We start from the raw sequence: 12752 nt of genomic DNA on the forward strand, positions 1-12752 counted from the left end.
TTTTTTTGGTGGGTGTCGAATGAGAGAAGGAAGAAGAAGAAGAAGAAAGAGAAAGACAGAGCCGTCGCTGGCGCTCCTCCATGTTTTTTTGCAGCCCTCCCGGCGGGGTTCTTTCTTTTTCCAAAGCAAAAAAGAAAGAACCAAAGAAAAGTGCTTTGGGGGGCTGCCCCGCCCGAGGTTTGGCCGCTGAGAATCCGATCCGCTCGGGTCGGCTCCATCCGATCAAAAGTATAGGGACAGTCTCCACGGGAACACCCCTTTTATGGGATTCCCCCCGGGCCACGGGAGCGGAGCCGTCGCCCCTTCGCGGTCGGCTTCTAGGCGTCCGAAACAGGGCTCGCTCCGTGCGGCTTAACGGAATTGCGGGCGAAGAAAGAGGGTCTTCGGACGTGGTGGCGGAGTAAGAAAGCCGCTGTTTGAGGCTCCGCCTCAAAGGCGTTCCAGGGGAGGGCTTTCGGACGGGGCGGCGGGGGAGGAAAGCCGCTGGTTGAGGCTGCGCCTCAAGTCGCTCCAAAGGGGATAAGCAAAGCCCCCGGTTCGTCGAACCGGGGGCTTTTATTGGTTGAATCGGTGGTGAAATCGGCTCTTTTACTGGGCGTCGATCCAGGCGTTGGCTTCCTTGACGTCGAGGGTGCCGACGTAGATGGCCCGGCCGGAGATGGCGCCTTCGAGGCCTTTTCTGGAGAGCGGGTAGAGATTCTTGATGTCGTCGAGGGTGTGGACGCCGCCAGCCGCGATGACCGGGACCGAGGTCTTGGAGCACAGGGCGGCCAGTCCGTCGAGGTTGACGCCGGTCTGCATGCCGTCGCGGGAGATGTCGGTGTAGACGATGAAGCAGATGCCGTCCGCTTCCAGGCGGGGCAGGACGTCGTCGATGGACAATCCCGCATCCTCGACCCACCCCTTGGTCTTGAGCTTGCCGTCCACCGCGTCCAGGGACACGCCGATGCGGCCCGGCAGCGCTTGGCACAGGTCCGAGAACAGCTCGGGGTCCTCAAGGGCCATGGTGCCGATGATCAGCCGATGGACCCCCGCCTCCACGTACTTGCGGGCGGTCTCGATGTCGCGGATGCCGCCGCCCAGCTGCACCGGAATGTGCAGCTCGGAGCAGATGGCCTTGATCAGCTCGAAGTTCTTGGGCATGCCGGAAAAGGCGCCGTCCAGGTCCACCACGTGGAGGAACCGCGCGCCCTGCTCCTCCCAATACCGGGCCTGGGCCACCGGATCGGAGGCGAAAACGGTGACCTCGTCCTCCTTGCCCTGGGCCAGGCGGACGCATTCACCGTTCTTGATGTCTACAGCGGGAAAAAGAATCATAATCCGAGTTCCATAAGTTTTTCGTCGATGCCGTCCTGGGCCAGGCGGGTGGCGGTCACCCACTTGCCGCCGCGGGCGGCGAATTTCTTGGCGTTGTAGAGGTTCTCCAACAAGCCCTGCTGGGTCTCCTCGTACCGGGAGCGGGTCATGCGCTCCGCCTTGATGTCGATGAGGTAGAAATCGATGGCCACCGAGGCCGGGGTCTGCACGCCGCCGTCAGAGCCCACCCGCTCGCGCCAGGTGGTCAGCTGGGGCACCAGCAGGTAGTCGGCCTGGATGCACTTGCCCACGCCGAGCCAGTATTTCCACGCGGACACGCGCGGCTGGCCCGACTCCTCGAAGACGACCACATCCTGGCACTGCTTGACCGCGTCGGGGGTGATGTAATCGAAGACCTGATGCTCGTGCAGGGTGTCGGCCACGATCATGTCCAGGGTCTCCATGGTCCCCTCGGGCGCGGGCTTGCCTTCCTGCTCCAGGTAACCGGCCAGCAGTTCCCAGTTGTAGACCGGGTTGGTGAACCCGGCCACGGCGAGCTTGCCTTCGGGACGCGGCACGGCGGCGGTACGGGTGGTCTTGCCGCAACCGGCCAGGATCAGCAGGGAAAGACACAAAGCGGCCACTTCGAAAAAGACGGCATTGCGTTTCATCAGTCGAGACTCCCTTTGGTGCTGGAGACGCCCTTGCGCCCCACGGTGACCGCATGGGCCAGGGCCAGTCCGAGCCCCTTGAAGGCGGCTTCCAGCAGGTGATGGCCGTTGAGGCCGTGCTCGTATTTAACGTGCAGGTTCATCCCCGCCTTGTAGGCGAAGGATTTCAGAAATTCGCGCCAGACATCCTTCTCGTCACCGGCGATGATGTCCGGCAACAACGCATCGTCATAGACGATGTAGGGCCTGCCGGAGAGGTCCAGGACCACTTCGGCCAACGCTTCGTCCATGGGAACCTTGGCCGAGGCCACGCGGTTGATGCCCCGCTTGTCGCCCAACGCCTCGGCCAACGCCTGGCCGAGACACAACCCGATGTCCTCAAGGCTGTGGTGGGCATCGATTTCCAGATCGCCCTTGCAGGTCAGTTCCAGGTCGAACCCGGCCCAGAAGGCGCACAGGGTGAGCATGTGGTCCGCGAACCCGATGCCGGTGTCCACCTTGACCGCCCCCTCCCCGTCGAGGTTCAGGGTCAACCTTATGTCCGTTTCCTTGGTGGTCCGTTCCACCGTGGCCTGGCGCATGGAGCACTCCTTTCACGGGTTGAATTGCGATTCATCCCCTTACATATAGGAAAAGTCTAGAAAAAGAAACAGGGCAGGCACCGCCTTTCGCGATGCCCGCCCATGCGGTTGATTACTCTTTCTCTTCCCCATCCCCGGCGGCGGCCTTGTCCAGATCGGCCTGGGCCTTGGCCTCGGCCTCGGCCTGCTTCTTGAGGTGCCGCTTCTCCTTCTTGCCGAAGAAGAACGCCACCCAGATGCCGACCTCGTAGAGCACGATAAGCGGCCCGGCCATGAGGCACTGGGTAAAGGGATCGGGCGGGGTCAGGACGGCCGACAGCACGAAGGCGCACAGGATGGCGTACTTGCGCTTCTTGCGCAGTCCCGTGGAGGAGACCATGCCCAGCCGGGCCAGGAAAAAGATGAACAGCGGCAGCTCGAAGACCAGGCCGAAGGCGAAGAGCAGCTTCAGACAGAAGCTCAGGTACTCGTTCAGCTTGGGGACGAACTGGATGCCCTCGTTGGAAAAGCCCGCGAAGAAGTCGAAGGCGTAAGGGAAGACCTGGAAATACCCGAACAGCGCGCCGCCGGTGAAGAACGCGCCGGAGAACAGCGCCATGGGCACCATCCACTTGCGTTCGTGGGCGTACAGGCCGGGGGCGATGAAGCCCCAGATCTGGGCAAAGACGTAGGGACTGACCAGGAACAGCCCGGCCACGATGGAGATCTTGATGTGCGCGAAGAACGCCTCGGCCGGGTAGGTGTACTGGAAGTGTCCTTCCCGGGCCACGAGCATCAGGGACTTCTGCAAAGCGTCCATGAAGACCTGCATCTGCTCGGAATGCTGGAACCCGTTGTCCACCAGGACCTTTTTCAGGACAACGCCGAAGTCCTGGTAGAACTCGGGCGTCAGCAGCGGGTTCTTGGCGGCCTGGGCCTGGAACACGTCGACCATGGGCTTCATGAGGATGTCGAACATCTGCTCGGCAAAGGAGTAGCACGCGACCATGCCCACGCCGATGGCGATGAAGGCGCGGGTCAGCCGCACGCGCAGCTCGCCCAGGTGGTCCAGCAGGGACATCTGCGCGCCCTCGCCGTCCTCGCCCTCTTCGTCGTCCTCGCCGTCCTCGTCGTCTTCGGAAGCGGTCGAGTCGCCGTCGCCGGGGGTTCCGGCGTCGCCGCCGCCCGCACCGGCCAGGGCCTTGCCCGCCTCTTCCAGGGCCTCGTCGGAGATGACGGGAGCGCCGTCGCCAGCGCCGTCGCCGTCCTCCGGACCTTCCCCGGATTCGGTGGAGGCGTCCGCCCCGGCGTCCATCAGGGACGGGTCTTCGGCGGGATCGGTCGGGGTCCCGGCCACTGCTTCCTCTTCGGTGACTTTGACATCGTCTTTATCGGAAGTCATTCGAACTTAGGCCTTTTTCTCTTCGGTGGCCGCTTCCGCAACGGTCTCGGCAGCCGGTTCGGCGGGAGCCTCGGCAGCGGGTGCGGGCTCCTTGGCAGCTTCGGCCTCGGCGGCCTCCTGCTTGGCCTTCTCGGCCTTGCGGCGGGCCATCTCGGCGTCCACTTCCTTCTTCCGGGCAGCGGCCTCGGCCTTGCCGACCTCGTCGTCCAGAGTCGACTTGACCTCGTTGCCCACGCGCTTGAACTCGGCAACGCCCTTGCCCAGCGACCGGAGCAGATCCGGCAGTTTCTGGGGGCCGATGACGATGAGCGCCACCACGCAGATAATCAGTAATTCGGGTCCGCCTATTCCAAACATGTGGTCACCTGAATCCGGTTTGATCTGGGAGGCTGTTGAAAACGGCGATCCGGGCGTTGTGCAAGGAGTTCTCACGCTCGCGTACGGGAACTACGCGTCGACCTTGAACTCTTTCCGCGCTTCGCATCTCACCATTTCCGAACAGCCTCCGATTTTGACTTTTCTACGATCTGCTAGCGAATTATTCCCACTCGATGGTGGACGGCGGCTTGGAGGAGATATCCAGAACCACCCGGTTCACGCCCTTGACCTCCCGGATGATCCGGTTGGACATGCGGGCCAGCAGCTCCGAGGGGAGCCGGGACCAGTCCGCGGTCATGGCGTCGAGCGAATCCACGATGCGCAGGGCGATGACATTCTCGTAGGTGCGGTCGTCGCCCATGACGCCCACGGTCTTCAGCGGAAGCAGCACGGCGAATCCCTGCCAGACCTTGCGATACCAGTCCGAGGCGACCATCTCGTTCTGCACGATGCGGTCGGCCAGGCGCAGGATCTGGAGACGCTCCTCGGTGACCTCGCCGATGATGCGGATGGACAGGCCGGGGCCGGGGAACGGCTGGCGCCAGATGATGTGCTCGGGCAGACCCAGCTCGTAGGCCGCGCGGCGCACCTCGTCCTTGAACAGCTCGCGCAGGGGTTCCACCAGCTTGAGGTTCATCTTCTCGGGCAGGCCGCCCACATTGTGGTGGGACTTGATGACCGCCGAGGGGCCCTTGAAGGATTCGGACTCGATGACGTCCGGGTACAGGGTGCCCTGGCCCAGGAACTTCACGCCCTCGATGGCCTTGGCCTCGCGGTCGAAGACCTCGATGAACTTGTAGCCGATGAGCTTGCGCTTCTTCTCCGGGTCTTCCACGCCCTTCAAGTCAGCCAGGAACTCGGCGGAGGCGTCCACCATCTTGACGTTCAGGTCGAAGTGCTCGGCCAGGAAACCGATGACCTCCTCCCGCTCGCCCATGCGCAACAGCCCGTTGTCCACGAAGATGCAGTGCAGGTTTTTGCCGATGGCCTTGTGCAGCATGACCGCGGCCACGGTGGAGTCGATGCCGCCGGACAGTCCGAGGACCACCTTGGCGTCGCCCACCTGCTCCTTGAGGGCCTCGATGGTGGTGTCAACGAAGGAGGCCATGGACCAGGAGGGTTCCAGGTTCGCCACCTTGAACAGGAAGTTCTGGATGATCATCGAACCGTCGGTGGTGTGGGCCACCTCCGGGTGGAACTGCAGGGCGTAGATCTTTTTCTCGACGTGGCCCATGGCGCCGAACTCGATGGAGTCGGTCTTGCCCATGGGGACGAACCCCTCGGGCAGCTGCTCCACGCGGTCGCCGTGGGACATCCAGACGGTCAGGTCGTCCTTGTCCTCGATGCCGTCGAACAGGACGCAGTCGTTCTGGGCGGAGAACTGCGCCCGGCCGTACTCGCGATCGGTGGACGCGACCACCCTGCCGCCGAGATTGTGGGCCAGGAGCTGCATGCCGTAGCAGATGCCGAGCACCGGGATGCCCATGGCCAGGTAGTCCATGTTCAGCTCGGGGCAGCCGCCCTCCAGCACGCTGGACGGGCCGCCCGAGAGGATCAGGGCGGAGGGCTTGAACGCCTTCACCCGTTCGGGATCGACGTTGCAGGGGTGAATTTCGGAATACACCCCTGCCTCGCGCACGCGGCGCGCGATCAGCTGGGTGAATTGACTGCCAAAATCGAGGATAAGTACTCTGTTGTCGTGCATGTGTTTCTCTCTAATTCACAATGGGACAAATGAAAAGACGAATTAACTCTCCGCGTCCGCGCACCAAGGGCTAGCCGTCCCCGCGATAGTTCGGGGACTCCTTGGTGATGGTCACGTCGTGGACGTGGGACTCGCGCAGGCCGGCCGAGGATATCTGCACCAGCTTCGACTTCTCGAAGAGGTCCCCGATGGTGGCGGAGCCGGTGTAGCCCATGCCGGAACGGAGACCGCCGATGAACTGGTACAGGGACTCGCCGACCTTGCCCCGGTACGGGACGCGGCCCACGATGCCCTCGGGCACCAGCTTCTTGGACTTCTCCTGGAAGTAGCGGTCGGAGCTGCCCTTCTTCATGGCGTCGATGGAACCCATGCCCCGGTACTGCTTGTAGGTGCGGCCCTGGTACAGGATGGTCTCGCCCGGGGACTCGTCCGTGCCCGCCAGGACGGAACCCATCATGCAGGAGTTCGCGCCCACGGCCAGGGCCTTGACCACGTCGCCGGAATATTTGATGCCGCCGTCGGCGATGATGCACTTGTCCGCCTCGCGCGCGGCGCGGCTGGCCTCCATGATGGCCGTGATCTGCGGCACGCCCACGCCTGCGACGACGCGGGTGGTGCAGATGGAGCCGGGACCGATGCCGACCTTGACCGTGTCCACGCCCGCCTCGATGAGCGCCTTGGCGCCCTCGTAGGTGGCGATGTTGCCGCCCACCAGCTGGAGCTGGGGGAAGGCGGCGCGCAGGTCGCGGGCGGACTTCAGGATGTTTTCGGAGTGGCCGTGCGCGGAGTCCAGGACCAGGAAGTCGGCACCGGCGTGCAGCAGCGCCTCGGAACGGGTCAGGCAGTCCTTGCCCACGCCGATGGCCGCGCCGACCAGCAGCCGTCCACGGCCGTCCTTGACCGCGTCGGGATACTTCTTGTGCTTGTTGATGTCCTTGATGGTGATCAGCCCCTTGAGGCGGTTCTCCTCGTCCACCACCAGCAGCTTCTCGATGCGGTGCTGATGCAGCTTGCGCTTGGCCTCGTCGGTGTCGATGCCCTCGGGCACGGTGACCAGGTCGCGGGAGGTCATCAGCTCGGACACCAGGGCCTTGTCGTCGTTGACGAAGCGGATGTCGCGGTTGGTGATGATGCCGACCAGGTGGTCGCCCTTGACCACGGGCAGACCGGAGATGCGGTACTCGCTCATGATCGATTTGACCTTGCCCAGGTCGTCGTCCGGATGGACGGTGATGGGGTCGGAGATCATGCCGGACTCGGACTTCTTGACGCGGTCGATCTCGCGCGCCTGCTCGCGCACGGACATGTTCTTGTGGATCACGCCCACGCCGCCGTGCCGGGCCATGGAAATGGCCATGCGCGACTCGGTGACGGTATCCATGGCCGCGGAGAGCAGCGGAATGTTCAGTTTGATCTCCGGGGTCAGGTATGTGGACACGTCGACGGCGTCGGGCAGGACGTTGGAATAGCCCGGCAACAGCAGGACATCGTCAAAGGTCAGGGCCTTATCGAGAATTTTGCTCATGTCATTCCTCCAGAGCGTTTTGATGACGTATATGACAAGGCCGAGCTTAGCGCCCGGCCTCGGTGTTTTCCATTATAGACCCAGGTAGGCCCGTTTCACCTGCTCGTTGACCAGCAACTTGTCGCAGGTGTCGGAGAGCACCACCCTCCCGTTTTCCATTACATACCCCCGGTGGCCTATCTTGAGCGCCAGGTTGGCGTTCTGCTCCACCAGGAAGATGGTCGTGTTGTTTTCGCTGTTGACCTTTTTGATGATCTCGAAGATCTGCTTGACCACCAGCGGGGCCAGCCCCATGGACGGCTCGTCCAGGAGGAGCAGCGCGGGCCGGGCCATGAGCGCGCGGCCGATGGCCAGCATCTGCTGCTCGCCGCCGGACAGGGTGCCGCCCTGCTGCCTGCGCCGTTGGGCCAGGATGGGGAAGAGGTCGAAGCAGTACTCGATGTCCCGCTTGATCTCCGCCTTGTTGGTGCGCATGAACGCGCCCATGTCCAGGTTCTCCTGAACGGTCAGCTCCGGGAAGATCAACCGCCCCTCGGGGACCTGGCAGATACCCTTGTGGACGATGTGGTTCGGCGACTCCCTGGTGATTTCCTCGTCCTGGTACAGGACCTGGCCTTCGCGCGCCTGGACCACGCCGCACACGGTCATCAGCGTGGTGGACTTGCCCGCGCCGTTGGCCCCGATCAGGGTGATGATCTCGCCCCGGTCGATGTGCAGGTTGACGTCGTACAGGGCCTGGATGTTGCCGTAAAAGCTGTTGACGTGCTTGAGTTCGAGCATCCTAGTCATCGTGTTCCTCCCCGAGGTAGGCCTTGATGACCTCCGGATTCGCCGCGATCTCGGCGGGCGTGCCGTCCGCGATCATGCGCCCGTAGTCCAGGACGTAAATCCGGTCGGACATGGACATGACCATCTTCATGTCGTGCTCGATGAGCATGATGGAGATGTTGAACCGTTCACGGATGCCGACGATGAGGTCCTCGAGCTCCCTGGTCTCCTGGGGGTTCATGCCCGCGGCGGGCTCGTCCAGGAGCAGGAGGAAGGGATCGGTGGCCAGGGCGCGGGCTATCTCCAGCCTGCGCTGCTTGCCGTAGGGCATGTTCGTGGCCAGCTCGTTGACGAACTCGGCCAGCCCCACCAGCTCCAGGAGCTCGTAGGACCGCTGGACCACATCGCGCTCTTCGCGGCGGGTGGCCCGGTTGCGGGAGATGGCCCCCCAGATGGAGGACTTGGTGCGGCAGTGGGTGCCGATCATGACGTTCTCAAGCGCGGTCATGGACGGGAACAGGCGGATGTTCTGGAAGGTCCGCGCCATGCCCAGTTCGGTGACCACGTTGGGCTTCTTGCCGTTGATCCGGCGCGTGGTCCCCTGCCCCTTGGGGTCGATGAGCACGTCGCCGCTGGTGGGCGTGTAGATGCCGGTGATGCAGTTGAAGAAGGTGGTCTTGCCCGCGCCGTTGGGCCCGATGAGGGCCACGATTTCCTTGTCGTGCACCACGAGATCGACGTCGTCCAGGGCGCGGATGCCCCCGAAGTCCTTGCTCACGGCGCTGACGTTGAGGACCGGATTACTCATTGGCCGCCCCCGCCGCGTTGGTTGCTTTGTACTCGTAGATCTTGCGCTTGGCGCTGATCAGCCCCTGGGGACGGAAGACCATGACCAGGACCATGATGGCCCCGAACAGGAGCATCCTGAACTCGGCGAAATCGCGCAGGAACTCCGGAACCAGGATGAGGATGATCGCGCCCGCGATCACGCCCCGGATGGAGCCCATGCCGCCGATGACGACGATGGAGAGGATGATGGCCGATTCCCAGAAGGTGAACGAGGCGGGGTTGATGAAGGTGGTCTTGGCGGCGAAGACGACGCCGGCCATGCCCGCCCAGGTGGCGCCCAGGGCAAAGGCCATGAGCTTGGTCTTCATCTTGTCGATGCCCATGGCCTGGCAGGCGATCTCGTCCTCGCGCAGGGCCAGCCACGCCCGACCGATGCGGGAGTTCTGCAGCCGGTTGACGCAGAAGATGGTGAAGACCACCAGACCGACCATGATGTAGAACATGTATTGGGTGGAGGCGATGACGCCGAACTTGATTCCGAACAGGCTGGGACGGGCGATGGAGGAGATGCCGGAGGGCCCCATGGTGACGTCGCCCCAGTTCTCCAGGACCAGGCGGATGATCTCGCCGAAGCCCAGGGTGACGATGGCCAGGTAGTCGCCGCGCAGCCTGAGCACCGGGAAGCCGAGCAGGATGCCGAGGATCGCCCCCAGGACGGCGCCCACGGGCAGCATGTACCAGAAGCCGATGTCCCAGTGCATGTTGCACAGGGCGTAGGCATAGGCGCCCACGGCGTAGAAGGCCACGTAGCCCAGGTCGAGCAGCCCGGCCAGGCCGACGACGATGTTCAGCCCCAGGCCGAGCACGACGTAGACCAGACAGGAGATCATGATGTTGGTCTGGTAGAGATCCATGACCTGAGGATAGGCCACGGCCACGGCGGCCAGCAGGGCCAGCGCGGAGTATTTCAAAGCCGGGATGGACTGGAGCCGGGTCAGCCAGGACTCGACCTTGGTTTCGCCCCGGGAGTCGTCCTTCTTGAGTTCCTTGCGGGCCAGCAGCCAGCGCCAGATGAAGGAACCGAAGAAGACGGCCGCGGCGACGTAGCCCATCCTCTCCCAATGCCAGACCACGGTCTTCTCGATGGTGTTCACCCGGATGACCATGATCGGAAAGGTCAGGAAAACGAACCAGACGGCCGCCACCAGAGACTTCGTGACCGCGTGGGCGAAGCTGTCGCTGCCCGCGGTCAGGAAGAACCTGAAGAACCCCTGGTTCATGGTGTTTGTTGCGTTGCTCACTGTATGATCCTTGCGGGATGAGCGGCTCGAAGCCGCCGTAATTCCTAAAGTTAGACCTTCTGGGCCTTTTCCTTGCCCATGATGCCCGACGGCCTGAAGATCAGGATGAGGACGAGCAGCATGAAGGCGAAGACGTCCTCGTAGTCCGAGGAGACGTAGCCGGTGGCGAACGCCTCGGTCAGGCCGAGAACCAGGGCTCCGAGCATGGCCCCGGGCAGGGAGCCGATGCCGCCGAGCACGGCGGCGGTGAACGCCTTGATGCCCGCGATGAAGCCGATGAAGTAGTTGATCTGGCCGATGTGCGAGGCGATGAGCACGCCGCCCACGGCGGCCAGGCTGGACCCGATGACGAAGGTCGCCGAGATGACCATATCCACGTTGATGCCGACCAGCATGGCCATCTTGCGGTTCTGGGCCGTGGCGCGCATGGCCTTGCCCAGCTTGGTGAACTTGATGAACAGCGTCAGCCCCACGCAGGATGCCACGGTGGCCAGGATGATGACCAGCTCGGCCGAGCTCATGATGGTCCCCAGGTTCTCCAGGAAGGCGAAATGGGGGATGAGTTCAGGGAAGGGAAGAAAATCGGAGGTTTGGGCGAGCATGACGTAGTTCTGCAAGAAGATCGACATGCCGATTGCGGAGATCAGGGGCGACAGCCTGGGCGCGTTGCGCAGGGGCTTGTAGGCCACTTTCTCCAGGGTGTACCCGTAGGCCGCCGCCCAAATCACCGCGCAGACGATGGCGATGACCAGGATTGACGCGCCGGGGAAGCCCAGCATGGTCAGCAGGCCGGCGACGATGAGGCCGGTGAACGCGCCGATCATGTATATCTCGCCGTGGGCGAAGTTGATCAGCTCGATGATGCCGTAGACCATGGTGTAGCCAAGGGCGATCAGAGCATAGATGCTGCCGCGGGTAAGGCCACCCATGAACAGCTCAAGGAAATAATCCATTGTAGTGATCCCTGTTCATTAAATAAATCCAGGGGACGGGCTTTGGCCCGTCCCCTGGTCTAATCCTGTCGGAAGTCTATAATTACTTGACTTCCTGGTACTTGCCGTCTTTCACCTGGTACACGGCAAAGCCAACGCCCTCAGCATCGCCCTTGGCGTCGAACTTGATCTTGCCCACAGCGGTCTCCACGTAGGAGTTGTGCAGGGCATCGATCAGCTTGTCGTAATCGGTGCCGCCGGCAACCTTGACCGCGTTCAGCAGGGCCAGGGCCGCGGAGTAGGCCTCGGGGAAGAACGGGCCGGGATCGGCGTTGAACTCGGCCTTGTGGGCCGCAACGGCTTCCTGGTAGATGGTGTTGGAGGAGAAGTCCATGGGGCCGGTGGCGTAGACGCCCTCGGCGTACTTGCCGGCGACCTTGATGAAGGTCTCGTCCTTCACGCCGTCGTCGGACAGGAAGGGCATGTCCATGTCCTTCTTGCGCATGCCGGTGACGATCTTGGAGGCCTCGGGATGGTAGCCGCCGAAGATGACGCCTTCCGCACCGGAGCTCTTGATCTTCTGGACGACCGCGGAGTAGTCCACGGCGCCGGGGGTCACGCCTTCGAACAGCACGACCTCGATCTCGGGATCGGCGTCGATGAACTGCTGGCAGAAGGTGGCGAAGCCCTTGCCGTAGTCGCCCTTGTCGTGGATGACGGCGACCTTCTTGAGGCCCAGGGACTTGGCGAAGGACACTTCGAGAGCGGCCTGGGCGTCATCCGGGGCGATGGTGCGGAAAAAGTTCGGGTACTCGCCGGACTGGGTCAGCGGCGGGTTGGTGGCGGAGGGAGACATGACCACGATCTTGCCGTCCAGATAGATGGGCAGCGCGGCCTTGGTGGCGCCGGAGCAGATGTGGCCGAGGACGATCTTCACGCCGTCGGACAGCATCTTGGTGGCGGCGTTGGTGGCCAGCTCGGGCTTGCACTGATCGTCCTGAGCGACGACTTCGACCATGGCGCCGTTGATGCCGCCCTCGGCGTTGATCTTCTTGGCCACCAGCTTGGCGGCGTTGACGGTGGGCAGGCCGTAGGAGGCCAGGTCGCCGGAATGGGCGCCGGCCACGCCGAGAACGACTTTCGCGGGAGCGGCGATCTCGCCGGTTTTCACATCACCCTGCTCGTCCTTCTGTTCATCCTTCTTCGCTTCACCGCCGCAGGCCGCCAGCATGGCTGCCAGGACAAGGCAAAGAGCAATCAGACTCAGTTTGACTTTCATGCTTCCTCTCCTAAAAATGTATAAGGGTTCCTAACCACGTACATATGCATCAGACTGTCACGCATCGAAAAACCCGCCCCCCGGCGGGAACCTCGACGGAATGTGACATTGTAGTTATTTTCAGCCTCTTGTCAATCATATCCGGC

Annotated in this window: 12 protein-coding genes; all 12 read right to left on the reverse strand. The window is 63.0% G+C overall.

What is annotated here, in order from left to right; all coding sequences use genetic code 11:
• Positions 1–588 precede the first annotated feature (588 nt).
• Entirely contained in the window at positions 589–1317 is a 729-nt protein-coding gene (gene hisA / locus AWY79_RS15095; protein ID WP_066805759.1) for a 1-(5-phosphoribosyl)-5-[(5-phosphoribosylamino)methylideneamino]imidazole-4-carboxamide isomerase, read from the reverse strand.
• Entirely contained in the window at positions 1314–1967 is a 654-nt protein-coding gene (locus tag AWY79_RS15100; protein ID WP_066805761.1) for a hypothetical protein, read from the reverse strand. Before AWY79_RS15100 ends, hisA begins: the two co-directional genes overlap by 4 nt.
• A complete protein-coding gene (gene hisB / locus AWY79_RS15105) occupies positions 1967–2548 on the reverse strand; it encodes an imidazoleglycerol-phosphate dehydratase HisB (RefSeq protein ID WP_066805763.1) in 582 nt (193 codons plus the stop codon). The genes AWY79_RS15100 and hisB overlap by 1 nt, the downstream gene beginning before the upstream one ends.
• Positions 2549–2660: 112 nt before the next feature.
• Positions 2661–3929 carry a twin-arginine translocase subunit TatC gene (gene tatC, locus AWY79_RS15110; RefSeq protein ID WP_066805765.1) on the reverse strand — a complete coding sequence of 423 codons (1269 nt, stop codon included), beginning with the start codon at positions 3927–3929 and terminating at the stop codon, positions 2661–2663.
• A 6-nt stretch (positions 3930–3935) separates the two neighbouring features.
• Positions 3936–4286 (reverse strand): Sec-independent protein translocase protein TatB, encoded by a 351-nt coding sequence (gene tatB / locus AWY79_RS15115; RefSeq protein WP_066805777.1) that lies wholly within the window; start codon positions 4284–4286, stop codon positions 3936–3938.
• A gap of 181 nt (positions 4287–4467) precedes the next feature.
• On the reverse strand, positions 4468–6012 hold the full coding sequence (gene guaA, locus AWY79_RS15120) for a glutamine-hydrolyzing GMP synthase (protein ID WP_066805779.1): 1545 nt from the start codon (positions 6010–6012) through the stop codon (positions 4468–4470).
• Between the two features lie 70 nt (positions 6013–6082).
• Positions 6083–7537 carry an IMP dehydrogenase gene (gene guaB / locus AWY79_RS15125; RefSeq protein ID WP_066805781.1) on the reverse strand — a complete coding sequence of 485 codons (1455 nt, stop codon included), beginning with the start codon at positions 7535–7537 and terminating at the stop codon, positions 6083–6085.
• Between the two features lie 72 nt (positions 7538–7609).
• Complete coding sequence (locus AWY79_RS15130) at positions 7610–8317, reverse strand: ABC transporter ATP-binding protein (protein ID WP_066805784.1); 708 nt, start codon at positions 8315–8317, stop codon at positions 7610–7612.
• Between the two features lies 1 nt (position 8318).
• Positions 8319–9113, reverse strand: coding sequence for an ABC transporter ATP-binding protein (locus AWY79_RS15135; RefSeq protein WP_066805787.1), 795 nt, complete (start codon positions 9111–9113; stop codon positions 8319–8321).
• A complete protein-coding gene (locus AWY79_RS15140; RefSeq protein ID WP_066805790.1) occupies positions 9106–10374 on the reverse strand; it encodes an ABC transporter permease subunit in 1269 nt (422 codons plus the stop codon). The genes AWY79_RS15135 and AWY79_RS15140 overlap by 8 nt, the downstream gene beginning before the upstream one ends.
• Before the next feature lie 71 nt (positions 10375–10445).
• Positions 10446–11348 (reverse strand): branched-chain amino acid ABC transporter permease, encoded by a 903-nt coding sequence (locus tag AWY79_RS15145; RefSeq protein ID WP_066805793.1) that lies wholly within the window; start codon positions 11346–11348, stop codon positions 10446–10448.
• An 82-nt stretch (positions 11349–11430) separates the two neighbouring features.
• Positions 11431–12606, reverse strand: coding sequence for a branched-chain amino acid ABC transporter substrate-binding protein (locus tag AWY79_RS15150; RefSeq protein ID WP_066805796.1), 1176 nt, complete (start codon positions 12604–12606; stop codon positions 11431–11433).
• Between the last annotated feature and the right edge of the window lie 146 nt (positions 12607–12752).

It is taken from the genome of Pseudodesulfovibrio indicus, from assembly GCF_001563225.1.
Classification (GTDB): Bacteria; Desulfobacterota; Desulfovibrionia; order Desulfovibrionales; family Desulfovibrionaceae; genus Pseudodesulfovibrio; species Pseudodesulfovibrio indicus.

What these genes read in the sequence shown, in the direction of transcription:
- guaB (WP_066805781.1), bottom strand. Translation starts at nt 7,537, where the DNA reads ATGAGCAAAATTCTCGATAAGGCCCTGACCTTTGACGATGTCCTGCTG.
- hisB (WP_066805763.1), bottom strand. Translation starts at nt 2,548, where the DNA reads ATGCGCCAGGCCACGGTGGAACGGACCACCAAGGAAACGGACATAAGG.
- AWY79_RS15100 (WP_066805761.1), bottom strand. Translation starts at nt 1,967, where the DNA reads ATGAAACGCAATGCCGTCTTTTTCGAAGTGGCCGCTTTGTGTCTTTCC.
- AWY79_RS15135 (WP_066805787.1), bottom strand. Translation starts at nt 9,113, where the DNA reads ATGAGTAATCCGGTCCTCAACGTCAGCGCCGTGAGCAAGGACTTCGGG.
- hisA (WP_066805759.1), bottom strand. Translation starts at nt 1,317, where the DNA reads ATGATTCTTTTTCCCGCTGTAGACATCAAGAACGGTGAATGCGTCCGC.
- AWY79_RS15145 (WP_066805793.1), bottom strand. Translation starts at nt 11,348, where the DNA reads ATGGATTATTTCCTTGAGCTGTTCATGGGTGGCCTTACCCGCGGCAGC.
- tatC (WP_066805765.1), bottom strand. Translation starts at nt 3,929, where the DNA reads ATGACTTCCGATAAAGACGATGTCAAAGTCACCGAAGAGGAAGCAGTG.
- tatB (WP_066805777.1), bottom strand. Translation starts at nt 4,286, where the DNA reads ATGTTTGGAATAGGCGGACCCGAATTACTGATTATCTGCGTGGTGGCG.
- AWY79_RS15150 (WP_066805796.1), bottom strand. Translation starts at nt 12,606, where the DNA reads ATGAAAGTCAAACTGAGTCTGATTGCTCTTTGCCTTGTCCTGGCAGCC.
- guaA (WP_066805779.1), bottom strand. Translation starts at nt 6,012, where the DNA reads ATGCACGACAACAGAGTACTTATCCTCGATTTTGGCAGTCAATTCACC.
- AWY79_RS15140 (WP_066805790.1), bottom strand. Translation starts at nt 10,374, where the DNA reads ATGAACCAGGGGTTCTTCAGGTTCTTCCTGACCGCGGGCAGCGACAGC.
- AWY79_RS15130 (WP_066805784.1), bottom strand. Translation starts at nt 8,317, where the DNA reads ATGCTCGAACTCAAGCACGTCAACAGCTTTTACGGCAACATCCAGGCC.